This window comes from Cognatishimia sp. F0-27 (assembly GCF_020667845.1).
GTDB lineage: Bacteria > Pseudomonadota > Alphaproteobacteria > Rhodobacterales > Rhodobacteraceae > JAFMPQ01.
In genome coordinates this window covers 1-22,508 of sequence record NZ_JAFMPQ010000058.1, presented here as the reverse complement: position 1 = coordinate 22,508, position 22,508 = coordinate 1, and the positions used below count along the sequence as shown (strand labels likewise).

Sequence of the window (22,508 nt, the reverse complement as noted above, 5' to 3'; positions counted from 1 at the left end):
CTCATCGCTCATCGCTCATCGCTCATCGCTCATCGCTCATCGCTCATCGCTCATCGCTCATCGCTCATCGCTCATCGCTCATCGCTCATCGCTCAGTGTCGTGTGCGCGATCTTCGCCAGGCCCCGGAGCGATCTGGCGTATCGCCGCGCGTAGGGGCCCGCCCCACTATCACCAACGTCTATTTCACATGGACGTAAGGCGGCACCACGATCGGATCGGAGACACCCGGGATCGGGGGGCGTGCAGCGGGTGCCACAGGTGCGACGGGAGGGACCGGGCCAACCACAATCGGCGCTTCCTGACAGCCGCGTTTGAGCGTGACGCTGTTGATGGCCTCGACGCGCGCGCGCGCAAGACCAATCAACCACTCTCGTTGCTCCTCCGGGATCGCGTCGAGTGGTTGACCAAGCACCGTCGTTGCGCGGCCCCCGGTGATCAGACCCATTCTGACCATGCTTTCGGCAAGACCGATCTCGCGCAGAATCTCAGCCCGTTCGGCCAAAAGAGCGGCGCAACTCTTCAATTCATAAGCGGGGACTGCAACCGGCAGGCCTGCAACGCTATCCGGCAGGTGCGAATCGCTCAGGAAGCGCTCTGGCACATAGGAATCGACCTTCGGAAAGGTTGAGCATCCGACGAGGGTTGCGAGTAAGGCCGCTGCAAGAAACACGCGCATCCAAGATCCCTTCTGGCTCCGTCAGTCGCACGGGTATAGGCGCGGATTGGCAAACAGCCGGTTAAGGACACACAGGTCTTTTGCACAAGCAACTGGTTCGCTGCGCGCCGGTCTCATCGGAGCCCGAAGGATGCCGAGACGCAACCGTAGGGCTCTTCGAGTCTGGCGGGACGTCCAGAACGCGCCGATTCGTGGCTCAGATTGAAATGTCAGGTTGCGCGCAAACGCGCTGCGCATCGTAGTCACTACGCCGAGTGCGGCAGGAGAACGCTTTTCGTAATCCCAAACGAGAACGGCACTGCGCCTTGGACCGAAAAACCTTCCTCCGAAACCGCAGGCAACGCGTTCAGGGCAACTCGTTCAGAATGGTGGGAATGGTGCTGCTGGAGAGAATTGAACTCTCGACCTCTCCCTTACCAAGGGAGTGCTCTACCTCTGAGCTACAGCAGCGCCGGTCGCCGGAGCGTGGCGGGTGATTAGACGCTATCGCGCAGACGTGCAAGCGCAATCTGGACCCTTTTTCACCCCTGCGTTACAGAGAGGCCATGGCGCAGGACAAACCGAGCAAACCCAAGCCCAATGAAGACCGTGATGCCCGTCTCAAGGCGGCGCTGAAAGCGAATCTGTCAAAGCGCAAGGCGCAGGCCCGTGCACGGGCTTCGGGGTCTCGCGAACAGGAACCCGCACGGGCAAACACACCAAACCCCACCGGCGTCACAACGGACCGTGAAACGCCGGACGCACAAGAAAGCTGAGGCAGTATGGATCAGATCATCGTCACCGGGAACGGACCGCTCAGCGGCGATATCCCAATCGCCGGGGCCAAGAACGCGTGTCTCACGCTGATGCCTGCAACATTGCTGACCGACCAGCCCTTGACGTTGACCAATGCGCCGCGTCTCTCTGACATCGCGACAATGACGGAATTGCTGCGATCTCTGGGGTCGGAGGTGAGCGCTCTGCATGACGGCCAGGTGCTGGCGTTGTCGAGCCACGACCTGACCACTGTGCGGGCGGATTACGACATCGTGCGCAAGATGCGCGCCTCGATTCTGGTGCTTGGGCCACTGCTCGCCCGGGCCGGTGAGGCGGTTGTGTCGCTGCCGGGCGGGTGTGCGATTGGCGCGCGGCCGGTCGACCTGCACCTGAGCGCGCTGGAAGCGATGGGGGCCGAGCTGGATCTGCGCGATGGGTATGTCTACGCCAAGGCCCCGCTTGGCGGCTTGAAGGGCGCGGATATCACGTTCAAATTCGCCTCCGTCGGCGCCACGGAAAACGCTCTGATGGCGGCGACGCTGGCCAAGGGCACGACGATTCTGCGCAACGCCGCTCGCGAGCCGGAAATTGTCGATCTGGCGGATTGCCTGCGCGGCATGGGCGCGCAGATCGACGGTGATGGCAGCCCCGAAATCACCATTCAGGGTGTCGATCAGCTCGGTGGCGCGACCCACCGGGTGGTGACCGACAGGATCGAGCTTGGCACCTACATGCTCGCGCCGGCGATTTGTGGCGGCGAGGTCACCTGTCTCGGCGGTCGGATCGATCTTGTCGCGGCCTTTTGCGAAAAGCTGGACGCGGCAGGCATTTCGGTGGTCGAGACGGACAAGGGCCTGACGGTCTCCCGCAAGGGTGACCGGGTGCGGGCCGTCGATGTCATCACAGAGCCGTTTCCCGGCTTTCCCACCGATCTTCAGGCCCAGATGATGGCACTCTTGTGCACCGCCGACGGCACATCCGTGCTCGAAGAGAAGATCTTTGAAAACCGCTTCATGCATGCGCCGGAACTGGTGCGGATGGGGGCGCATATCGACGTGCATGGCGGGCACGCAACTGTGACGGGCGTGGAGCGTTTGCGCGGCGCACCGGTGATGGCGACGGACCTGCGGGCCTCGGTTTCCCTGATCCTTGCCGGGCTCGCCGCGGAGGGCGAGACAATTGTCAGCCGGGTCTACCACCTTGACCGCGGCTATGAACATGTGGTCCGCAAACTCTCGGGTGTCGGCGCCCGGATTGAACGGGTGAAGGCATGAGCGAAGACGCACGGTTCGAAGACGCGCGGGAGACCCCGCTCAATCTCGGGGCCCTCGATCCCGACGATCTACAGGTGATCTCGGCTTTGGCTCAGGACGGGATCCTGACCGGCGCAGACATGCAATGGGATCCGCGGCGCCGCCGTCTGGCGTTGCTCATCAACCGGGTGCGCCGCGAGCAGCCCGTTGCGGGACTGGCGCCGGAGCGGGTACGATCCGTCCTCGCGATCGACGGGGTTGAGGCCGTGCAGAGTCAGGGCATCGACCGCAAGGACAAGGATCTGGTTCTATCGGTCCTGTCCATCACTTTCGAGCCCACGGAGCCTGCGCCGTCGGGCTATATCGTGCTGACCCTTGCCGGCGACGGGCTCATGCGGGCAAAGGTCGAGGCGATCGAGGTGACCCTGCGCGATGTCACCCGGCCCTATCGTGCGCCATCCGGCAAGACACCGGATCACGAGGTCTGAGCGGGTCTTCAGCCCTCCGCAACCGGCGTGCTCAAAGCTCTATCTCCAGCACGCCGCCCGGCTCAGCGGCCCGGGACTGACACAGGATCATCCGTGTTTTCCGTTGCGCGTTGGACAGCACGAAGTCGCGATGATCCACCGTCCCGCTGCGCACGGTGCACTGACACACGCCACAGATCCCATCCGCGCATTTAACGTCGATATGAATCCCCGCGCGGGCCAGGGCGTCCGTGGCGGTTTCGTCCTCCGAAACAGACACGTCGCGCCCATCGCTCAAGCGCAAGGTGAAGGGGTGGTTCTCGCGGTCGGGCAACTCCGGAACCGCAAAAAACTCGAGATGGCGCGCGTCTTCCGGAAACCCTGCGTGTGACGCGGCTTCCATGACCGCCTGCATATAGGCGTCCGGTCCGCAGGTGTAGATATGCGCGCCGTCCACATAACGGATGATCGCGGGGAGGTCGGCGCGGCTGCCCTCATCGGACACGTGGATCGCCACTTGCGCCGCCCACGGGGCCGCGGTCAGGGCGTCGACAAAGGCGGCATCCGCCCGTGACCGGACCGAATAATGCAACGCAAACGGGCGTCCCTGCGCGTGCAGGCGATGCGCCATGGCAATCATCGGCGTCACGCCGATCCCCCCGCCCATCAAAAGCGTGTGGGACGCTTCTTCGACGAGCGGGAAATGGTTGATCGGTTTGGAAACAAAGACGCGCCGCCCCTCGGCAAAGATCCGATGCATGAGCTGCGACCCGCCACGCCCGGCATCCTCGCGCAAGACGGCAATCTCGTAGCGGCTTCGGTCCGCGGGATCCCCGCACATCGAGTATTGCCGCAAGTATTCCGGAGCAACGACGATATCGAGATGCGCCCCGGCCTCCCATGCCGGCAAATCCGCCCCGTCGGGATGCGCCAACCGGTAGAGCATCACCGTGTCCGAAAGCCGCTCCGCCTTTGCCACGACAAGTTGCAGCACAGGCGCATCGGTAAAATCGGGACGCCTGTGTACCACGCTGTCATCGCCCGCAGATTGCCGTTTGCGGTAGACATCCGCTGTCACCATGGCCTGAAATGCTTCGATCCCGGCTTCGCGGTCCATGGCGTATGGATAAGGCCACGGATGCGGCGCGAGCGGGGCAGGGTAGACAGCGAGCGTCTGATCTTCGGCGCGGATCTTGAGCCGCGGCTGAAGGTCGCGCGCGTTGACCGGCTTGTCGGTGGGCCGATACGCGCCGTTCTCCTGCAATTCGAGGTCCCACCACCATTTCTTCACCGGGTTCAGCCCACCGCGTCCCGCGGCATCGTCCAGCCGGGCAATGACGGGCGCGGCCTGCGGGACGTTCATCGCAACCCAGCGGAACGGGGCCTCCGCAAACAGGCCTTCGAGGTTCCACGGGCAGGTCTTCATGCAGCGCCCGCACATCGCGCCGCCTTCCGTGGTGATACGGTAGGTGGCGCATTTCTGGCTGTCGGATTTCCAGATCTCGTAGCCGTTGAACATTCTCTTTGGCCCGGCGGTGATCGCGCCGGACGGGCATTCCCGCGCGCATTTGTTGCACCCTTCGCAGAAGCGCTGAAGCCCGAAATCGATCGGCTGGTCGTGCGCCAGCGGCATGTCGGTCGTGACCACGCCGGATTTGAGCCGCGGCCCGAGAAAAGGGTTCAGGATCACCTCTCCGATCCGGCTGACTTCGCCCAGCCCGGACAACAGCAGCAAGGGCGGCTGAAGCACTTCCCCGTCCAGCACCGTATGCGCCTTGGCGGCGTATCCCATCCGCCGGATCAGCACCGCGATGACGCCGCCAAGCAGCGAGAAACGCAGGTAGGCGCGCATGCTCTGCGCAACAGAGATCCAGTCATCGCCGGAGGCGCCCTCCATGGTCTCGAAACCCTGATCGATGATCATGGAGATGGCCTGGTCATGGGGCGGGTCGATCTCGGTCCCGGTCGCGTCATGCGAATACCACGCCCATGCCGGACAGCGCGAGATCCCGACCGCGTCGACCCCCAGAAAGTAGCTCGCGGCCTTGATCATCTCTGCATGGGTCTGCGGATCGGGCGAGACCCGGTCGGATGCCGGCGCGCCGTCCTGCAAAAGCACAAAGGCTCCAAGCGCGCGCCGCTGCGCGGCGGAAGGCGCGGCCTTGCGGACGTAAAACCCGCCCGTGGCCTTCTTTTGCAGGGCCGGGCCCATGTCGCCAAACTGCGCACGCGCAAACATGTCGGTGCGCTTGGGCACGCGCGGGACGTTTGCCTCGTCGATATAGGTGGTGGGTTTGTCCACGCGCCGCAGGGACTCGAACGGATGCGGACCCGCGGCGAAATCCCTCTCGCGGAAAGGATCCTGCGTGCGCGCGGACTTGACCGAATGCAGGCCCAGCTGCCACCGCCATCCCGCGATCTCGGCGCGCGGCTGATCCGCCATGGGGGCCAGCGGCGCATCATGTGCAAGGTCAAGCGTGGTCGAGACCGCCGCAACGCCGAACCGCCGTCCCAGCCATGGTACGACCGGACCCTCTGCGGAGACGCAGCCAAGCCCCGACGCCACGGTCACCTGATCGAGATCCAGGTCCGAGGCCGTCCCGGTATGCGCTTTGGCCTCCCACCCCAGCAGCCGGATGTAATTCGCGATCACCACCGCGGTTTCCGTCGCACGCAAACAGGCGCGCGCGGCCTGCGCGCCCTGCAAGATCGCACCGCCTGGCTCGTCGGGGCGCGGATCACGCGGATATTCATAAAGGAAGACGAGCACCGAGCCGTGCTCCGCAATCGACCCGACAGGTGCGGTCATGGACTCCTTGAGATCCGCCATGATCAGGTCGATCCCGGCCGCCAGGGTCTTGGTCTGCCGCGTCTGCAACGCCTTCGACAACGCGGTGACGCCGGGATTGATCACGGGTTCCGCAAGGCGCGCGGCATCCGGCACCGGGCCACAGCCCACCATGGAGGCATCGCTGAAATAGCCAAAGGCCTTGAGGTGATCGCTGCGCGCTTGCCGCTCTTCTGGAATGGCGGCGCGCGCCTTGTTCACAAAGCCGTCGCGGATCGCATCCATCATCGCCTGATGCTCGGCCATGGCGCCGACAAGGCCGTCCATGTCCGCGCGGATCTGCACCGGCTGCCACGGCGGCAGCCCGCCGAGGTCCAGCGCCGTGCGTCGCACCAACCGCTCCAGCGGGTAGGGACCAAGATGCACAGGTCTCCCCCGGTCGGAAAACAATCTCCAGGCCATGCGCTCCTCCCGGTTCCGAGCCTAGCCACTTCGCAACCACGCACAAGTCAGAACGCGACGCGCTGTTTCTTCTGTCTGAAAATACTCAAATCCGACATCCGCCGCGCGCGCAGCGGTCCGTGTGGCTTGAGCCTGCCTGCCCACCGGGCTAAATGCGCGCCAAAGGAGCCTGCCATGCCCGTTTTTCTCGATACGCAAGACGCCGGATTCGAAGCCGCTTTCACCACCCTTCTCGGGGCCAAGCGCGAGGACAGCGTGGATGTGGATGACACGGTGGCCGCGATCATCGCCGATGTGCGCGCCCGCGGCGATGCTGCCCTGATCGACTACACGCAGCGCTTTGACCGTCTGACGCTCACGGCGGAGACGGTGCGTCTGAGCGAAAGCGACATGGATCGGTATTGTGCCGCCGTGCCCGAGGCCGAAGCGCGCGCGCTCGAACAGGCCGCGGACCGGATCCGCGCCTACCACGCGCGGCAGTTGCCCGAGGATCAGAGCTGGACCGACCCGCAGGGCGCAACGCTTGGTTGGCGCTGGACGCCGGTTTCCGCCGCCGGGCTTTACGTGCCCGGTGGTCTGGCAAGCTACCCGTCCTCGGTGCTGATGAATGCGATCCCGGCCAAGGTCGCCGGGGTAGACCGGCTTGCGATTACCGTCCCGACGCCGGATGGGGTTGTGAACCCGCTGGTGATCCTCGCGGCGCGGATTGCCGGCGTGGACGAGATCTACCGCATCGGCGGCGCACAGGCCGTGGCGGCGCTCGCCTACGGCACCGAAACCATCGCGCCGGTCGACAAGATCACCGGCCCGGGCAACGCGTTTGTGGCGGCGGCCAAGCGGCGGGTCTTTGGCAAGGTCGGGATCGACATGATAGCCGGCCCGTCGGAAATTCTCGTGATTGCCGATGCCGATAACGATCCCGACTGGATCGCCCTCGATCTGATGAGCCAGGCCGAGCATGACGAAAGCGCGCAATCCATCCTGATCACCACCGATGCCGCCTTTGGCAAGTCCGTGGCACAAGCGGTCGAAAAACGCCTTGAGACGCTTGAGCGCCGGGCCATCGCCGGCGCAAGCTGGCGGGATTACGGTGCCGTGATCACCGTGCAGGATCTGGACGAAGCAGCACGCCTCTCCGACCGACTCGCGCCGGAGCATCTCGAAATCTGCGTCGAGGATCCGGATGCCCTGAGCGCCAAGATCACCCATGCCGGTGCCATCTTTCTCGGAAAATGGACGCCGGAAGCCATCGGGGATTACGTGGGCGGACCCAACCACGTGTTGCCGACGGCGCGGTCCGCACGGTTTTCATCCGGGCTGTCGGTGCTCGATTTCCTCAAGCGGACCACATTGGCGCGGATGACCCCCGACAGCCTGTCCGCGATCGGCCCGGCAGCGGAGACGCTGGCCCGGTCCGAAAGCCTCGAAGCGCATGGTCTGTCCGTCACGGCGCGCCTGCGCCGGCTCAACCGCTGATCGCCAAGCCGCTCCGCTTTTCGGGCGTTGCGCGCGCAAGGCGGCCCTGTTGCCCGGCTGCCCCGAGACGCCGCATTTCGCCATCTGGGCGATGGACGGACCCCATGCGTGCTTGCTAGAGGTGGGATCCAAGGGAGGGATATTGGAGATGACTGCCATGACCCGGATTGCGCATATCGAACTGGACGATGCGAATCTTCCGCCACCCACACCAGAGATCGAGCAGGAGCGCCGCGTCGCCATGTTCGATCTGATGGAGGAAAACTCCTTTGTGCTGCCTGCGCGCGACGATCGCCCGGTTCCGTCAGGGCCGTATCGCGTTGGCCTGTCGATCCGCGAAAAGCGCCTCGTTTTCGATGTGAGCACGGAGAACCACGAAAAAGCGGCGGAATTTCATTTGTCGCTCTCGCCCTTTCGGCAGGTGGTGAAGGACTATTTCCAGATCTGCAAAAGCTATTTCGATGCGGTCAAGACGCTGCCGCCATCCAAGATCGAGACCATCGACATGGCGCGCCGCGGCATCCACAATGAAGGCGCACGCATCCTGCAGGACCGGCTTGAAGGCAAGGTGACCATTGACGATGCCACCGCGCGCCGCTTGTTCACCCTGATCTGCGTTCTGCATTTCGGAGGCTGATCTTGGCGCCACTCCCCCAGTCGGTGCTGTTTTGCTGCGACCATAATGCCGTGCGGTCTCCGATGGCCGAAGGCATCATGAAAAAGCTCTATGGGCTTGACGCCTACGTGCAATCCGTTGGCGTCGTGAATGACCTCGAAATCGACGGCTTCGCCATTGCCGTCTGTTCAGAGGTGGGTGTGCATCTCGAACGTCATCGCTCGCGCAGTTTCGAGGAGCTTGAACAGACCGGAGAGGCGCTTTCGGGCTTCGATCTCGTGGTGGCGTTGTCTCCCGCGTCGCAGCGCATGGCGCTGGACCTCACGCGCTTTTATCACATCGCGGTGGAGTATTGGCCGATCATGGACCCGACGGGCCTTGGCGAGACCCGTGAACAGAAACTCAACGCCTATCGCCAGACGCGCGATCAGCTCATCGCGCAATTGCGCGGCAAATGGGGCGCGCATTGAGCCAAGACCGGGACAGCGGTATCCGGCTGGAGCCCCTGACCGGGCAGGAGCTTGAAGACAGGCTCGGTGATCTGGCCGCGCTGCGGATCGCGGTGTTCCGCGACTGGCCTTACCTCTACGATGGCGACGCGGCTTACGAGCGCGCTTACCTCTCCACCTATCGCAACAGCCCGCGTGCCCGTGTCGTGGCCGCCTTCGACGGGGATCGCATGGTGGGGGCCGCAACCGGCACGCCGCTCGAAGATCACGCAGAGGATTTCGCGGCGCCTTTGGACGGGACGGGTATCGACGTCTCAAAGACCTTCTATTGCGCCGAATCGGTATTGTTGCCTGATTATCGCGGCTGCGGCCTGGGGCATGCCTTTTTCGATGTGCGGGAAAACCACGCCCGAAACCATGGTTTCGAGCAGGCGATCTTTGCGGCGGTGATCCGCCCCGAAAACCACCCGATGCGGCCTGAGAACCCGCGCAGTCTCGAGCCATTCTGGCGCAAGCGCGGCTATGCGCCTCTGCCTGGCGCGGTGGCACGGTTTTCCTGGAAAGACACCGATCAGAGCTCGGAAACCGACCATCGCTTGCAAATCTGGATGGGGCGCTTGAACCCTTCCGCGTGACCTCTTTCTATGCCCGTCGCGTCGATGGGCGCAGAGAGTGAACGCGCCGCTTTTTCTGGCTTCCCGAAGCCCACCCCATGAGGCCACCATGATCCTTGCCGCCGCCGCTTATCCGCCGAGCTTTCTGCCTGACTGGGACAGCTACGCGCAGAAGATCACCGATTGGGTTGCGCAAGCAGCCACCAAAGGCGCAGATCTGTGCGTTTTCCCCGAATATGGCGCGCTTGAAGTTGCCACGCTCGACGGCGAGGCAACGGCGCGCGATCTCGAAGGCTCGATTCATGCGGTGTCGGAGCGCATCGACCAGATCGACGCGCTGCATGCCGACCTCGCCTCGCGATACAGGCTGCATATCCTTGCGGCGTCGGCTCCGGTGTTTGACCCGGAGGTTGGTGCGAGGCCGGTCAACCGCGCCCGGCTCTTTACGCCAACCGGGGCCATGGGGGTGCAGGACAAACAGATCATGACCCAGTTCGAGCGCGATGACTGGCACATCGTGCCCGGCGGTCCCTTGCGGCTTTTTGATACCGCGCTGGGCAAGATCGGTGTGCTGATCTGCTACGATTGCGAGTTTCCGCTTCTGGGTCGTGCCTTGGCCGAGGCGGATTTGATTCTCGTTCCGTCCGTGACCGAGGCTTTGCATGGCCACAGCCGGGTGCGGATCGGCGCGCGCGCCCGCGCGCTCGAAAACCAATGTGTGACGGTGATGGCTTCCCTAGTAGGCCCTGCGGCATGGTCCGAAGCGATCGACATTTCCACCGGGCGCGGCGGCATGTTCGGGCCGCCGGATATCGGGTTTCCGGATAATGGCGTCCTGGCCCAGGGCGCGATTGATCACCCCGGCTGGACCCTTGTGGAGATCGACCGCAGCACCATCGCGCAGGTCCGCGCCGCCGGTGTTGTGCGCAATCGGGCGCATTGGTCGGAGCAAAAAGGCCGCGACACTCCCGCTCCAATGGTCGCTCTGCGTTGAATTGCGGCCTTGATCTGAGGCCAAAACCGCCCCATATAAGCGCGCGCCCCGATAAAACAGGGCAACGCAAACCAGGAGAGACCATGGCCAAGGAAGACACGCTCGAATTCCCCGGTGTCGTCAAGGAACTCCTGCCGAATGCGACATTCAGGGTCGAGCTTGAGAACGGCCATGAGATCATCGCACATACGGCAGGCAAGATGCGCAAGAACCGCATTCGCGTTCTTGCGGGTGACAAGGTGCAGGTGGAAATGACCCCCTATGATCTGACCAAGGGTCGGATCAACTATCGCTTCAAGTAAGCACAATCGCCGTGCCGGACCGCAATGCCCGGCGCGCTGACGCGGTGCGGCGCCCGGTCTGTATCCGGGCGCGGCCCGAAACTGGCGAACGACGCTGCAAGGCGGACCCGGCGCGCTGCGGTCCTGCGGCGGCCTGACACATCCTGCAAGGCAAGACAGGTCTATCCATGCCAGACAGCCCCTCTCGAAAACCACATCTGATCCTCGGCTCTGCAAGCCCGCGACGGCTTGAACTACTCGGTCAGATCGGTGTGGTGCCCGATGCGGTGCGCCCGGCGGATATCGACGAGTCCCCTCAAAAGGACGAAGGTCCGCGCGCCTATTGCATTCGGATCGCGCGCGAAAAGGCACACGCCGTCGCGGCGTCGGAGTACGAGATCGTCTTGTGTGGCGACACCACTGTCGCGCTTGGGCGCCGCATCCTCGGCAAACCTGAAGATCGTGAAGAGGCCGGAGCCTTTCTCGATGCGCTCTCGGGGCGCCGCCACCGGGTGATCACGGCCGTGGCCCTGCGCAAGGGTGATCGCCTGTGGGAGCGCCACGTGGTCACACAGGTGGCCATGAAACGGCTTGGTGCGGCGGAGCGCGACGCGTATCTCGAGACGGGCGACTGGCGCGGCAAGGCCGGCGGATACGGGATACAAGGCCCGGCAGGCGCGTTCATTCCATGGATCAACGGGTCTTTCCCGGCGGTTGTCGGGCTTCCGCTGGCGGAAACGGCCAACCTGCTTCAAGCTGCGGGCTATCCCCTTTACGGAGGCACGGCATGAAGGGCAGACTGATCGCCTTGGAGCAGTATCGCGGACGCGAGGCCGCGGCCCTGATGGTTGACGGGCGCCTCGATGATATCCGGATCGATGCGCCGTTGCCGCGCCCGGGCTCTATCTACCGCGCCATTGCCGACCGGCCCGTCAAGGGGCAGGGGGGCATGTTTCTGACCACGCCGGATGGCACGGCCTTTCTGCGGCAGGTCAAGGGATTGTCACCGGGCCAGCCGATCCTCGTGCAGGTCACCGGCTATGCCGAACCGGGCAAGGCGATCCCGGTCACCAACAGGCTGCTGTTCAAGTCGCGCTATGCCATCGTGACCCCCGGCGCACCGGGGGTGAATATCTCGCGCAGCATTCGGGATGACGATCGTCGCGATGCGGTTCAGGTTGCCGCACGCGAAGCGCTGGCGCAGACGCCGCTTCCCGAGGGGGCCGGGCTGATCATCCGGTCCTCTGCAGGGATGGCCGAGGCAGAGGAGATCGCGTCCGATGTGGCAGACATGGCCGGCCTTGCGGCGCAGGTTCTTGCGGACGCGGACGGGCCGGCCGAGTTGCTGCTTGAAGGTGACGGCCCGCATGACCTTGCGTGGCGCGAATGGACGGAGCCGGCCCAGATCGACACGGCCGAAGGCTGTTTTGCAGATCACGGCATCGACGCGCTTATCGCAGGGCTCGAAAGCCCGGTCATCGCGCTCGGGGGCGGGCATTCGATGATCATTGAGCCCACATCGGCGCTTGTGGCCATCGACGTGAACACCGGCGGCGACACCTCTCCGGCGGCGGGGCTCAAGGCCAACCTGGCCGCGGCACGGGATCTGCCTCGCCAGCTGCGCCTGCGCGGGCTGGGCGGGTTGGTGATTGTCGATCCGGCGCCGATTCCCAAAAAGGACCGCAGGCAGCTCGAAAGCGCGCTGCGCGCCGCGTTCAAGCGGGACTCGACCGAAACCATTCTTGCGGGCTGGACCCAGCTTGGATTGTTGGAAATCCAGCGCAAGCGCGACAGGTTACCCCTAACCCGCATCTTCTCTCAGGCTATGGAATAAAGGCGAGTGGCATGGGCTGTCCGATTTGTGAACGCGACTCCGATCAGAAATACCGTCCGTTTTGCTCTCGGCGCTGTGCCGATATAGATCTGGCAAAATGGATGACCGGCAGCTACGCCATCCCATCCGATGATCCGCAAGACGCCGAAGAGGCGCTCGAAGCCTCCATCCATGCGTTGGAACAGGCGTCCAAGGAAGGAAAACCCCATTGACGTTCCCCGATACCCTGCTGACAGAAATCCGGTCCCGCTTTTCCCATGTGGAGACCTGCCCGTTTACCGGACCGCGCATCTTCTTCGAAAACGCCGGAGGCGCTTTGACGCTGAACAGCGTCGTGGAGACGTCCGCCAAATTCGCGGCGATCCCGGACAACCAAGGTCGGGACAATCCGGCGGCCCATGCGCTGGTGGCGCTGATCGCGAAGGCCAAGGACGACGCCAAGCGCTTTTTCAACGCGCCGGGCGGCAGTATCTTTGTGGGTGAATCCGGCACGGAATTGCTCTTCCGGTTGCTTCAGGACGCCTGCCTTGGGGCCGGTCCCGATGGGGTGGTGCTCGGCTCTACGGTGGAGCATCCCGCGTCGCGCAGTGCCGCGCGCCGCTGGTCCGAGGTGGCGGGTCTGCGCCATGTGCTGATCGCGCATGACGATGCTTCGGGCCGCGTGACACCGGAGGCCTATGCCGCGCATGTCACCCCCGACACCAAGGTCGCCACGATCCTGCACACATCGCCCGTCACCGGCATGAGCATGGACCTGCCCGGGATCAGCCGTGCAATCCGGGCTGTGGCGCCCGAGGCGTTCATTATCGTCGACGGGATCCAGCATGCCTGCCATGGCGGGATCGACCTGACCGAAGCGGATGTCGATGGCTATGTGATTTCGCCCTACAAGGTGTTCTCGCGCCACGGCTACGGCATCGCCTGGACGTCCGACCGCCTGACCGCGCTGGCCCATGACAGCCTCGATGGCGGCCCGGACGGCAATTGGGAACTTGGCACGCGGGACACTGGCGCCTACGCGACCTTTTCTGACGTGGTTGCGTATTTCGAATGGCTCGGTGCGCAAGTCAGCCCGTCCGAAGACCCGCGCGCGCGGATTGAAGCGGCCGGCCGCGCGATTCACGCACATGAAAAGGCGCTGACCGACGCGATGCTCTACGGTGATGGCAACCTGCCCGGCCTGACGGAGATGCCCGGGGTCGGCATCGTAGGCGGGGCTGACAACCCCGCGCGCGAAGGGCTGGTCAGCTTCTGGATTGACGGTATGGCCTCACCGGAGATTGTGTCTGCCCTCAACGCCCAGAACATCCGCACCCATACCCGCAAAGCCGACCATTATTCTGGCAATATCCTCAAACCCTTGGGCAAGGACGACTGTGTGCGGGTGTCGCTGGCGCATTACAACTCCGCCGCCGAGGTGCGCAGCTTTCTGGCGGTGATGAAGGACCTGACCGGGGCAGAATGATCGCGACCGAGGGCGGATGGCGGGATGGGATCGAAGGCCCAGATGTCACGCAGCGTCGGGTCGGGGCGCGCGATCATGGTGCGGCGCTTTTGCGCAGGTTGGGCCAATGGCGCGATGCGTGCTGTCATTTGGGCCAACAACATGTCAAACATTACCAGCCCTGCATATCTGTCGCGTTTGCGCACATGCAGCAAACGAGCAAGAAAAAGACAATAGACGGATTGATGCAGGCCCATGTTCGACATTCCCCAGCGCGCCGCGCCGCCCACTGACGTGCAAAAAGCAACCGACTGGGTTCGTATTCTCGCCAAGTATCGCGAACCGAGTGTGGGGCGGAGCTGGTTCGAACTTGCGGTAACCATCGGACCCTTTGTCGGGCTTTGGGCGTTGGCGTGGTGGTCCATGTCGGTCAGTTATTGGCTGACGGTGGTGATTGCGCTGGTGAACGCGGGTTTTCTCCTGCGTCTCTTCATCATCCAGCATGATTGTGGCCATGGCGCCTTCTTCAACAATCGCACCCTGAGCGACTGGCTCGGGCGGGTGTTGGGGGTGCTGACGCTCACGCCCTACGATGTCTGGCGCCGATCCCACGCGATCCATCACAGCGCGGCGGGGCATCTGGATCGCCGTGGCATCGGGGATGTGCATACGCTGACGGTGGATGAATACCGCGCGCTGCCATGGCGCAGTCGGATGCTGTATCGGCTGTATCGCAATCCGGTGGTGCTTTTTGGCCTCGGGCCGAGCTACGTGTTCCTTGCCGAAAACCGCATTCCGGTCTGTTTTCTCAGCCAGGCAAAGCACTGGTTCAGCGCCATGTGCACCAATGCGGCGCTGATCGCGGCGCTGGGCGTGATCTTCTATTTTGGCGGCCTGATGCCAATTTTGCTGATCTTCCTGCCCTCGACCATCCTGGCGGCCACCGCCGGGGTCTGGCTCTTCTACGTGCAGCACCAGTTCGAGCACACCCATTGGGAGGGCGAGGAAGAGTGGCAACTGCAAGAAGCCGCGCTGCATGGCAGTTCGCACTATGTGATGCCGGCGGTGCTGCAATGGCTGAGTGGCAATATCGGGATCCATCACGTGCACCATCTCTACAGCCGGATTCCGTTTTATCGCCTGCCAGAAGTGCTGCGCGATCATCCGGTGCTGAGCGAGCATAACCGCCTGACGATCCCGGAGAGCCTCGCAACGGCGCGGCTGCATCTGTGGGATGAAAAGAACAAGCGTTTGCTGTCCTTCGCGCAGGCGCGGTCCCTGGCCTGAACATCCGGCGGCGACCGCCCGCGGAGCGGTCCGAGCATCACGCTGATCCTAGGGAAGGCAAAAAGACCGCAGCCGAGGCTGCGGTCTTTTGTCGTGATCTGTGCTGCGAACCGTCGCGCCGCGCGTGGGCGCCCGGTGGCCGTCAGCCTTCGAGCCGGGTGAGATCGGCGACCTTGAGACACACGCTGCGGATCTGGCTCAAAAGGTTCAACCGGTTCCGGCGCAACACCTGGCTTTCGGCGTTGACCTGCACCGCTTCAAAGAACGCGTCGACCGGAGCGCGCAAGGATGCCATCGCGGCCATTGCGGCACCGAAGTCTTCCGCCTGCATGGCCGGGTCGATGGCGGCTTGCGCGCGCTCCAGCGCATCGAAGAGGGCCTTCTCCTCGTCGGCTTCTGCGAATTTCGGGTCCGCGCCAAAGGAATATTCGACGCCGTCCTTTTCCTCGGCCTGCGTCAGGATGTTGTTGGCCCGCTTGAACCCCTGCACGAGGTTTTCGCCATCGTCGGTCTTGAGAAACGCGGCAAGGGCTTCCGCGCGCGCCACCAGCAGCCGGATATCGTCGCTACCGTCCATGGCAAGCGTGGCATCGATCACGTCGTGGCGAATGCCCTCGTCGCGCAGATGCACCTTGAGCCTGTCATGGAAGAAGGCGAGCAGGTCGGTCGACAGGTCTGGCACCTTGTCGCCAACCGTGCGCAGCAGCGACCCTTCATCGCCAACCTTTTCGTTGTCCGTGCCCCTGATGCGGTCGAGCACAGAGCGCAGCGCCGCGCCGAAGACGCCGTGATCCGCAATCGCATCGACCAACGCGTCCAGCGCCTGAAGATCCGCCGCGTCGGCACCGCCGTTGAGCCCCTTCTTTTGCCGCACAAGCTGTGCGTCGATGAACCGGTCGAGGCTGAGGCGCAACCCGTTGGTCAGGATGAGACGGATCACCCCAAGCGCGGCGCGGCGCAGGGCGAAGGGGTCCTTCGAACCGGTCGGCTTTTCGTCGATTGCCCAGAAGCCCGTCAACGTGTCGAGCTTGTCGGCAAGCGCAACGGCCACGGAAACCGGCGCTGATGGCACATCATCGGACGGCCCGAGCGGCGCGTAGTGCTCCTCGCAGGCGGCGGCGACCTCGGCAGGCAGCCCCGCCGCCTCCGCGTAGTAGCGTCCCATCAGCCCCTGCAATTCGGGGAACTCGTAGACCATTTCAGATGACAGATCGGCCTTGGCCACGCGGGCGGCCTGTTCTGCGAGACCGGCATCGGCGCCGACCGCGCCTGCGATGTCGCGGGCCAGAGCCGCGATGCGGTCAATGCGGTCCTTCTGCGATCCAAGCTGGTTGTGAAAGGTGACGTTCGACAGTTTATCTGTCCACGCTGTCAACCCGTCGTCCTGCGCAACCCGCAAGTCGTTCTCCCAGAAGAATTTGGCGTCCGACAGGCGCGCCGCCAGAACCTTCTGGTTCCCCGCAAGGATGGTCGCCCCGTGATCGGCAGTTTCGATATTGGAGACGGTCACGAATTTTTCGATCCGCGCGGTCTTGGGGTTTCTCACCGAAAAGAACTTCTGATGCTCTTTCATGGAGGTCTGCAACACTTCCGGCGGCAGACCGAGGAACGCGTCATCTATGGACCCCATGAGAACCACCGGCCATTCCACAAGCCCGGCCACTTCGCGCAGCAATCCCCGGTCTTCGACAACCTCAAGCCCCTGCGCGAAAGCCTGCGACGTGGCTTCCTGCCAGATCGCGTCCGCCCGCTCTTCGGCAGACAGAACCACATGGGCGCGTTTGAGCCGGGCCTCGTAATCGTCGAACCCGGTGACGTCAAAGGCATCCGGCGCCATGAAACGATGCCCGCGCGTGGTTTTCCCAGCCGCGATCCCATCCACCTCCAGCGGGACGACACGCGCGCCTTCCTCATCAGAGAGGATGCACAGGATGCTGTGCAGCGGCCTCACCCATCGTAGCGTTCCGACGCCCCAGCGCATGGATTTCGGCCAGGGAAAGGAGCGGATCACCTTTTCCAGAAGCTCTGCCGTGATGGCATCGGCGCTGCGCCCCGGGGTTTCGACGGTTGCATAGTAGAACCGTCCCTTCTTATCATCGCGCTCTTCGAGCGCGTCGACGGGCACGCCCGCACCACGGGCGAAACCCGCCACCGCCTTGTCAGGCGCGCCAACCTTTGGACCGCGCCGCTCTTCGCGCAGGGCAGGGCTTTCGGCGGTCAGCCCTTGAACGGTCAGCGCCAGCCGGCGCGGCGTGCAAAAGGCCGCTGCGCCCGCATAGGTCAGGCCCGCGTCCACCAGCCCGTCCGTCATCAGCCGCTTGAGGTCCTCAGCGGCCTTCTGCTGCATCCGGGCGGGAATTTCTTCGGAGAATAGCTCGATAAGAAGATCAGGCATTTGTCTGTCCGCGTGTCAGGTCGCTGTCCTGTTACAAGCACGCGAAAGCAGGGTCCAGCGGTTAAGCCGAACCCTGCCAAAGGCGATGCACCCTCATTGAGAATGTCTTTCGCACATCGGCGGCATCCTGGCGCGCCGCGGGGGCGGCTGCGTGTCAGTGTCCGACGGCGTCTGCGCTCTTGCGCGCGGCGTGCCGCGCCTCGCGCTTCATTCTGGACGCGAGCGTCTCGATCTCGTCACCGGCGCGCCGCGGAACGATTCGGTAGATTGCTTCGATGAAGTTCTCCGCGGCAAATGCAAGAAGTCCGAGGGCCAGAGCGCCAAGAAGGATACGCCCGTAAGGCTGGCTGCGCACTTCGCCGAAAACCGCGCCGAGGCCACCGGCTTCGCTGGCATCCGACGCCATCGCCGCAAAGAGTATGAACACACCGATGGTTGCAACCACGCCGCCTTGCGCCACGAACCCGGCTTTCATCAGCGGATCGAGCCGTTGTGTCACGCGTGTTGTGCGAATGTCCTCTCGGTATAGCCCTTTGGCGCCCTTGCGCGCGTAGTAGACGCCCGCGCCGATGGTCGCGATCGCGACGGCTGCGACCAGCCAGACCCCGTAAGGCAATTCGAGGACGCGCGCCGTCATGCTTTCCGCTCCGCTCTGCCCGCCGGAACCGCCCTGCAAGGCGATTCGGGCGACGGAGACACCAAGCGCCGCGTGAATTGCGCCCGTCACCAGCAGGCCCGCACGGGCAACGCTGCCCTTCAGATCATGCCCATGCGCATCAAGATCCATCAGGCTGTCGATCCAACGCCACAGCGCGTAGGCCAGCAGGCCAATCGCGATGACCCAAAGGAGTGCAACCCCCCAGGTTTCATTTCGGATCGCCCCAAGCGCGCCCCGCGTGCCTTCCGCGGCGCCACCATTGAGCGCGGCGAGCAGGGCCAACGCCCCGACGACCGTGTAGACCAGGCCGCGCGCCGCGTGTCCTGCGCGCATGACCGGCATGACCCATGCGGGTGCCTTGTTTGCCATGACTGAGTCCTCCATTTGTGAGGAAGAACAGTCTGCACGGTCGGTGGGTTCCCTTCCGTCGGCGCAGCGGCCGGCAAATTGCCAGCCCTTCCGGCACTGACCCGCGCCAGAAGGGCCTGCTGTCAAAGAGTTACACGGCGCGTGCGCAGTGATCTGTCGCGCGGCGGCGCGCAGACACTGACGCGATCAGCGTTCGGGACAATCCGTCCCGAGCGGCGAGCCATCATAGGCCTTGTCGCCGCATGCATTCACTTCGTGCCAGACAAAGCCGCGCCCATCTTGCGTGATCGCAACGACCCGGTCGATGCCGAACTCGAAATTGCGCGTCCCGGTGAACACCTCCGCACGGCCCGCGTCGATCTCCGCCCCAATGGCGGCAGCGTCGAAGCAGTCGAACCATTTCGGCGCATTGCGCGGAACCGCGCCTTCATAGCGCTCATAGCTCTGCACCAGCGTGTCGAGCGGCATGGAGGTCGTGAAGCAGGCGCGATAGCGGATCGGGCTGCTCTCCGCGTCGATGGCCTGAAACTCGTCGGCCAGAAGCGGTTCGGTGACGCCGGTTTCAAGATGCGTCAACTGCACATCTCCGTGGCCGGTGGCGGGGATTTCTTCGTAGAAATGATAGACCTGCAGGTAGTAGAGCGCGACACCGGCGACGACCGAGCACAGCAGGATGGAGATGCCCGCGATCTTGCCGTTCACGCCGCGTCCTCCACCTGCGTTGCAGAGACACCGCCCGCCGGGGTCTGAACGAAAGCATCGGCACAGGCTTTGGCCAACGCGCGCACACGGCCGATATAGGCTTGCCGTTCGGTGACCGAGATCACTCCGCGCGCGTCGAGCAGGTTGAAGATATGGCTGGCCTTGATGCACTGATCATAGGCGGGATGGGCCATGATGATGCGCTTTCCTGTTTTCGGATCGTCGGCATCCTTGGCAAGGATGCGTCCGCATTCGGCCTCCGCCTCTTCGAAATGGCGCAGCAACGTGTCGGTATCGGCCACGTCGAAGTTCCAGCGGCTGTATTCGGCTTCGGTTTGGCGGAACACATCGCCATAGCTCAGCGGGATGGGCGCGTCGGGGTCGTTGAACGGCATGTCCATGACGTGATCGACGCCGAGGATATACATCGCCAGCCGTTCCAGCCCGTAGGTGAGCTCGCCCGAAACGGGGCGGCAATCATGCCCGCCGACTTGCTGGAAATAGGTGAACTGGCTGACTTCCATTCCGTCGCACCAAACCTCCCAGCCCAGTCCCCAGGCGCCAAGAGTGGGGCTTTCCCAGTCATCCTCGACAAAGCGCACATCGTGAAGCGCCATGTCCATCCCGATCGCCTCGAGCGAGCCGAGATAAAGCGCCTGAAGGTCCGGCGGCGAGGGTTTGATGATGACCTGATACTGGTAATAATGCTGCAACCGGTTCGGGTTTTCGCCGTAGCGCCCGTCGGTTGGACGGCGCGATGGCTGCACATAGGCGGCGGCCCATGGCGTCGACCCGAGCGAGCGCAGCGTGGTCCCGGGATGAAAGGTTCCGGCCCCCACTTCCATATCGTAGGGTTGCAGGACGGCGCACCCTTTTGCGGCCCAGTAGGTCTGAAGCCGCAGGATGATCTCCTGAAAACTGCGCGGTGGGCTGAGCGGCGTGGTCGGGGCCATGACGGTTCCTCGGACAGCGTGAAAGCAGGTTGAGCCCTGTTACGGCGCGCGCGCCACAGCGTCAATCAAACCGCTTGCAATCGCGCTGATTTTATCTCGCAACCCCTTGTGCATCTGATAGAACCGCATCTTAGTTAAACTTTTTGAATATCGCGCCACGGCGCGTCACGAGGGTCATTTTGCGTATGAAATCCGTCTTGCTGGCAACCGTCGCAGCGCTGTCGATCTCCGCTTCCGGAGCCTTTGCTCAGGAAGATCGGGTGTATATCCAGATCGAGGCACGCAGTTCTCTGGCCGGCGCCGAGGCCCGCGTGCGTGCGTGGTCCGGGCAATTTGAGGATGTCGCCGGTTTTGCGCTGGGCGGCGGCTGGTATGGCGTGGCGCTTGGGCCATATACCCGCGCGCAGGCGCAGGCGCTGCTGCCTGATCTGCGTCGGCGCGGAGCGATCCCGTCCGACAGCTTCATCGAGGACCAGTCGGAATATGGACAGCAGTTCTGGCCGGTGGGTGGCGCGCGCGACTTGGCAACAGTGCCCGAAACCCCGGTCGAAGATGCCCCCGCGGTGGTGGTCGAGGCGCCCGCGCCCGACCCCGTAGCCCCGGACATCCCCGATGAGACCCCTCGCGAGGCACGCGCGTCCGAAGCCTTGCTTGATCGGACTGCGCGCGAAGAGCTTCAGATCGCGCTGCAATGGGCAGGGTTCTATAGTGCGGCCATCGATGGTGCGTTTGGCCGCGGCACGCGCGGCGCCATGCGCAGCTGGCAGGACGCCAACGGGTTCGAGCCAACCGGAATCCTGACAACACGCCAGCGCGCGGTGCTGCTGCAAAACTACTACGCCATCCTCGAAGGCATGGACATGCGCCGCTACAGCGATGCGCGCGTCGGCCTTTCGCTTGAATTGCCACTGGGTGTGGTCGCGTTCGACCGCTTTGAGGCGCCGTTTGCGCTTTTTGCGCCGACAACCGATCTTGAAGCGCGGGTTTTGCTGATCTCGCAACCCGGCGACCGGCAAACCATGAACGGGCTCTACGAGATCATGCAGACGCTTGAAATCGTCCCGCTCGATGGCGCGAGAGAACGGCGCAGTGACGGGTTTGTCCTGACCGGCGCCAATGACCGGATCGTGTCCCATACGGAGGTGACGCTGCGCGATGGCGCGATCAAGGGCTTCACACTGATCTGGCCGGCGGGCGATGAGGAACGCCGGTCTCGTGTGCTTGGTTTGATGCAAGCAAGCGTCGAGCGGATCGACGGCGTTCTCGACCCCGCCGCAATCAGTGACGATGGGCAGCAGATCGACCTTGTTTCGGGTCTCAAGGTCCGCACGCCCAAGGTTGCCGCTTCTGGCTTTTTCATTGACCGTTCCGGGGCTGTGCTGACCACGCTTTCGACGGTGGACGCCTGCGCGCGCGTCACGCTGGACGGGGTGCACGACGCAGAGGTGGTGGCGCGTGATGCCGATCTGGGCGTGGCGTTGCTGCGTCCGGTCGAGCGGCTTGCCCCGCGCGGGGTTGCCGGCTTTTCCGACAGCAATCCGCGTCTGCAGTCGGAGGTCGCGGTTGCGGGCTACAGCTTTGGCGGCGTGCTTGGTGCGCCGACACTCACATTCGGCACGCTGGAGGACCTGCGCGGTCTTGGCGGCGAGCAGACCCTCAAGCGTCTCGCGCTGTCCTCGATGCCGGGCGATGCGGGCGGCCCTGTCTTCGATATGGGCGGCGGTGTGTCGGGAATGCTTTTGCCACGGGAAGAAGGCGGCAATCGGCGTTTGCCTGAAGGGGTGAGCTTTGCCGCAAAATCCGGCGAGTTGACGCGGTTCTTGCAAGCGGCCGGCGTCACGCCCGAACCAAACGGCAATGCATCTGGTGTGATGGCTCCGGAAGATCTGACCGCGCTTGCAGCGAACATGACCGTTCTAGTGAGCTGTTGGGAGTAATCGCCTGACCGAACCGAAGGTTCGGCAAACGCTCCGGGGGAGCGTTTGTGGCGATTACGGTCGGAGACCCGCCTGACCGAACCGAAGGTTCGGCAA

Annotated in this window: 20 protein-coding genes and 1 tRNA gene; 14 read left to right on the top strand and 7 right to left on the bottom strand. The window is 63.9% G+C overall.

Translation table 11 applies throughout. The features are described from left to right. Window positions 1-179 precede the first annotated feature (179 nt). Both J1C49_RS20635 and J1C49_RS20630 read right to left on the bottom strand, forming a co-directional pair. Window positions 180-677, bottom strand: coding sequence for a hypothetical protein (locus tag J1C49_RS20635; protein WP_227447727.1), 498 nt, complete (start codon window positions 675-677; stop codon window positions 180-182). Window positions 678-1,052: 375 nt separating this feature from the next. After that, window positions 1,053-1,127: transfer RNA gene (locus J1C49_RS20630), tRNA-Thr, on the bottom strand. A gap of 311 nt (window positions 1,128-1,438) precedes the next feature. Here J1C49_RS20630 and murA point away from each other — a divergent pair. Both murA and J1C49_RS20615 read left to right on the top strand, forming a co-directional pair. Then, window positions 1,439-2,707 carry a UDP-N-acetylglucosamine 1-carboxyvinyltransferase gene (gene murA, locus J1C49_RS20620; RefSeq protein ID WP_227447725.1) on the top strand — a complete coding sequence of 423 codons (1,269 nt, stop codon included), beginning with the start codon at window positions 1,439-1,441 and terminating at the stop codon, window positions 2,705-2,707. Further along, window positions 2,704-3,174, top strand: coding sequence for a DUF2948 family protein (locus tag J1C49_RS20615; protein ID WP_227447724.1), 471 nt, complete (start codon window positions 2,704-2,706; stop codon window positions 3,172-3,174). The genes murA and J1C49_RS20615 overlap by 4 nt, the downstream gene beginning before the upstream one ends. 31 nt (window positions 3,175-3,205) lie before the next feature. Here the strand turns inward: J1C49_RS20615 and J1C49_RS20610 are convergent, their stop codons facing one another. Continuing rightward, a complete protein-coding gene (locus J1C49_RS20610) occupies window positions 3,206-6,403 on the bottom strand; it encodes a 2Fe-2S iron-sulfur cluster-binding protein (RefSeq protein WP_227447723.1) in 3,198 nt (1,065 codons plus the stop codon). 174 nt (window positions 6,404-6,577) lie between these two features. On the opposite strand from J1C49_RS20610, the gene hisD reads away from it, so the two are divergent. The 11 genes from hisD to J1C49_RS20555 all read left to right on the top strand — a co-directional run bounded on the left by hisD (window position 6,578) and on the right by J1C49_RS20555 (window position 15,398). Next, window positions 6,578-7,879, top strand: coding sequence for a histidinol dehydrogenase (hisD, locus tag J1C49_RS20605; RefSeq protein WP_227447722.1), 1,302 nt, complete (start codon window positions 6,578-6,580; stop codon window positions 7,877-7,879). 157 nt (window positions 7,880-8,036) lie between these two features. After that, on the top strand, window positions 8,037-8,516 hold the full coding sequence (locus tag J1C49_RS20600; protein ID WP_227447728.1) for a UPF0262 family protein: 480 nt from the start codon (window positions 8,037-8,039) through the stop codon (window positions 8,514-8,516). A gap of 2 nt (window positions 8,517-8,518) precedes the next feature. Next, window positions 8,519-8,965, top strand: a complete 447-nt coding sequence (locus J1C49_RS20595; protein ID WP_227447721.1) for a low molecular weight phosphatase family protein — start codon at window positions 8,519-8,521, stop codon at window positions 8,963-8,965. Next, on the top strand, window positions 8,962-9,579 hold the full coding sequence (locus tag J1C49_RS20590) for a GNAT family N-acetyltransferase (protein ID WP_227447720.1): 618 nt from the start codon (window positions 8,962-8,964) through the stop codon (window positions 9,577-9,579). The genes J1C49_RS20595 and J1C49_RS20590 overlap by 4 nt, the downstream gene beginning before the upstream one ends. Window positions 9,580-9,667: 88 nt before the next feature. Then, window positions 9,668-10,552 (top strand): carbon-nitrogen hydrolase family protein, encoded by an 885-nt coding sequence (locus tag J1C49_RS20585; RefSeq protein WP_227447719.1) that lies wholly within the window; start codon window positions 9,668-9,670, stop codon window positions 10,550-10,552. 83 nt (window positions 10,553-10,635) lie between these two features. After that, on the top strand, window positions 10,636-10,854 hold the full coding sequence (infA, locus tag J1C49_RS20580; protein WP_005978431.1) for a translation initiation factor IF-1: 219 nt from the start codon (window positions 10,636-10,638) through the stop codon (window positions 10,852-10,854). A 167-nt stretch (window positions 10,855-11,021) separates the two neighbouring features. Then, a complete protein-coding gene (locus tag J1C49_RS20575; RefSeq protein WP_227447718.1) occupies window positions 11,022-11,624 on the top strand; it encodes a nucleoside triphosphate pyrophosphatase in 603 nt (200 codons plus the stop codon). Then, window positions 11,621-12,667, top strand: coding sequence for a ribonuclease E/G (locus J1C49_RS20570; RefSeq protein WP_227447717.1), 1,047 nt, complete (start codon window positions 11,621-11,623; stop codon window positions 12,665-12,667). Before J1C49_RS20575 ends, J1C49_RS20570 begins: the two co-directional genes overlap by 4 nt. An 11-nt stretch (window positions 12,668-12,678) precedes the next feature. Beyond that, complete coding sequence (locus tag J1C49_RS20565) at window positions 12,679-12,879, top strand: DNA gyrase inhibitor YacG (protein WP_227447716.1); 201 nt, start codon at window positions 12,679-12,681, stop codon at window positions 12,877-12,879. Further along, window positions 12,876-14,132: an aminotransferase class V-fold PLP-dependent enzyme gene (locus J1C49_RS20560; protein WP_227447715.1), complete on the top strand. Its 1,257-nt coding sequence runs from the start codon at window positions 12,876-12,878 to the stop codon at window positions 14,130-14,132. Before J1C49_RS20565 ends, J1C49_RS20560 begins: the two co-directional genes overlap by 4 nt. A 234-nt stretch (window positions 14,133-14,366) precedes the next feature. Then, window positions 14,367-15,398 (top strand): fatty acid desaturase, encoded by a 1,032-nt coding sequence (locus tag J1C49_RS20555; RefSeq protein ID WP_227447714.1) that lies wholly within the window; start codon window positions 14,367-14,369, stop codon window positions 15,396-15,398. A gap of 142 nt (window positions 15,399-15,540) precedes the next feature. Here the strand turns inward: J1C49_RS20555 and glyS are convergent, their stop codons facing one another. The 4 genes from glyS to J1C49_RS20535 all read right to left on the bottom strand — a co-directional run bounded on the left by glyS (window position 15,541) and on the right by J1C49_RS20535 (window position 20,475). Continuing rightward, complete coding sequence (gene glyS, locus J1C49_RS20550; protein ID WP_227447713.1) at window positions 15,541-17,793, bottom strand: glycine--tRNA ligase subunit beta; 2,253 nt, start codon at window positions 17,791-17,793, stop codon at window positions 15,541-15,543. A 154-nt stretch (window positions 17,794-17,947) separates the two neighbouring features. Beyond that, window positions 17,948-18,820, bottom strand: a complete 873-nt coding sequence (locus J1C49_RS20545; protein WP_227447712.1) for a DUF1206 domain-containing protein — start codon at window positions 18,818-18,820, stop codon at window positions 17,948-17,950. Between the two features lie 186 nt (window positions 18,821-19,006). Beyond that, on the bottom strand, window positions 19,007-19,522 hold the full coding sequence (locus J1C49_RS20540; RefSeq protein WP_227447711.1) for a DUF6446 family protein: 516 nt from the start codon (window positions 19,520-19,522) through the stop codon (window positions 19,007-19,009). Then, window positions 19,519-20,475 (bottom strand): glycine--tRNA ligase subunit alpha, encoded by a 957-nt coding sequence (locus J1C49_RS20535; RefSeq protein ID WP_227447710.1) that lies wholly within the window; start codon window positions 20,473-20,475, stop codon window positions 19,519-19,521. Before J1C49_RS20535 ends, J1C49_RS20540 begins: the two co-directional genes overlap by 4 nt. Window positions 20,476-20,660: 185 nt before the next feature. Here J1C49_RS20535 and J1C49_RS20530 point away from each other — a divergent pair, with 185 nt between their 5' ends. Then, entirely contained in the window at window positions 20,661-22,412 is a 1,752-nt protein-coding gene (locus J1C49_RS20530; RefSeq protein WP_227447709.1) for a trypsin-like peptidase domain-containing protein, read from the top strand. The last annotated feature ends 96 nt before the right edge of the window (window positions 22,413-22,508 follow it).

Excerpts from the sequence above, each read along its gene's own strand:
- J1C49_RS20635 (WP_227447727.1), bottom strand. The coding sequence starts at position 677 with ATGCGCGTGTTTCTTGCAGCGGCCTTACTCGCAACCCTCGTCGGATGC.
- murA (WP_227447725.1), top strand. The coding sequence starts at position 1,439 with ATGGATCAGATCATCGTCACCGGGAACGGACCGCTCAGCGGCGATATC.
- J1C49_RS20615 (WP_227447724.1), top strand. The coding sequence starts at position 2,704 with ATGAGCGAAGACGCACGGTTCGAAGACGCGCGGGAGACCCCGCTCAAT.
- J1C49_RS20610 (WP_227447723.1), bottom strand. The coding sequence starts at position 6,403 with ATGGCCTGGAGATTGTTTTCCGACCGGGGGAGACCTGTGCATCTTGGT.
- hisD (WP_227447722.1), top strand. The coding sequence starts at position 6,578 with ATGCCCGTTTTTCTCGATACGCAAGACGCCGGATTCGAAGCCGCTTTC.
- J1C49_RS20600 (WP_227447728.1), top strand. The coding sequence starts at position 8,037 with ATGACCCGGATTGCGCATATCGAACTGGACGATGCGAATCTTCCGCCA.
- J1C49_RS20585 (WP_227447719.1), top strand. The coding sequence starts at position 9,668 with ATGATCCTTGCCGCCGCCGCTTATCCGCCGAGCTTTCTGCCTGACTGG.
- infA (WP_005978431.1), top strand. The coding sequence starts at position 10,636 with ATGGCCAAGGAAGACACGCTCGAATTCCCCGGTGTCGTCAAGGAACTC.
- J1C49_RS20575 (WP_227447718.1), top strand. The coding sequence starts at position 11,022 with ATGCCAGACAGCCCCTCTCGAAAACCACATCTGATCCTCGGCTCTGCA.
- J1C49_RS20570 (WP_227447717.1), top strand. The coding sequence starts at position 11,621 with ATGAAGGGCAGACTGATCGCCTTGGAGCAGTATCGCGGACGCGAGGCC.
- J1C49_RS20565 (WP_227447716.1), top strand. The coding sequence starts at position 12,679 with ATGGGCTGTCCGATTTGTGAACGCGACTCCGATCAGAAATACCGTCCG.
- J1C49_RS20555 (WP_227447714.1), top strand. The coding sequence starts at position 14,367 with ATGTTCGACATTCCCCAGCGCGCCGCGCCGCCCACTGACGTGCAAAAA.
- glyS (WP_227447713.1), bottom strand. The coding sequence starts at position 17,793 with ATGCCTGATCTTCTTATCGAGCTATTCTCCGAAGAAATTCCCGCCCGG.
- J1C49_RS20545 (WP_227447712.1), bottom strand. The coding sequence starts at position 18,820 with ATGGCAAACAAGGCACCCGCATGGGTCATGCCGGTCATGCGCGCAGGA.
- J1C49_RS20535 (WP_227447710.1), bottom strand. The coding sequence starts at position 20,475 with ATGGCCCCGACCACGCCGCTCAGCCCACCGCGCAGTTTTCAGGAGATC.
- J1C49_RS20530 (WP_227447709.1), top strand. The coding sequence starts at position 20,661 with ATGAAATCCGTCTTGCTGGCAACCGTCGCAGCGCTGTCGATCTCCGCT.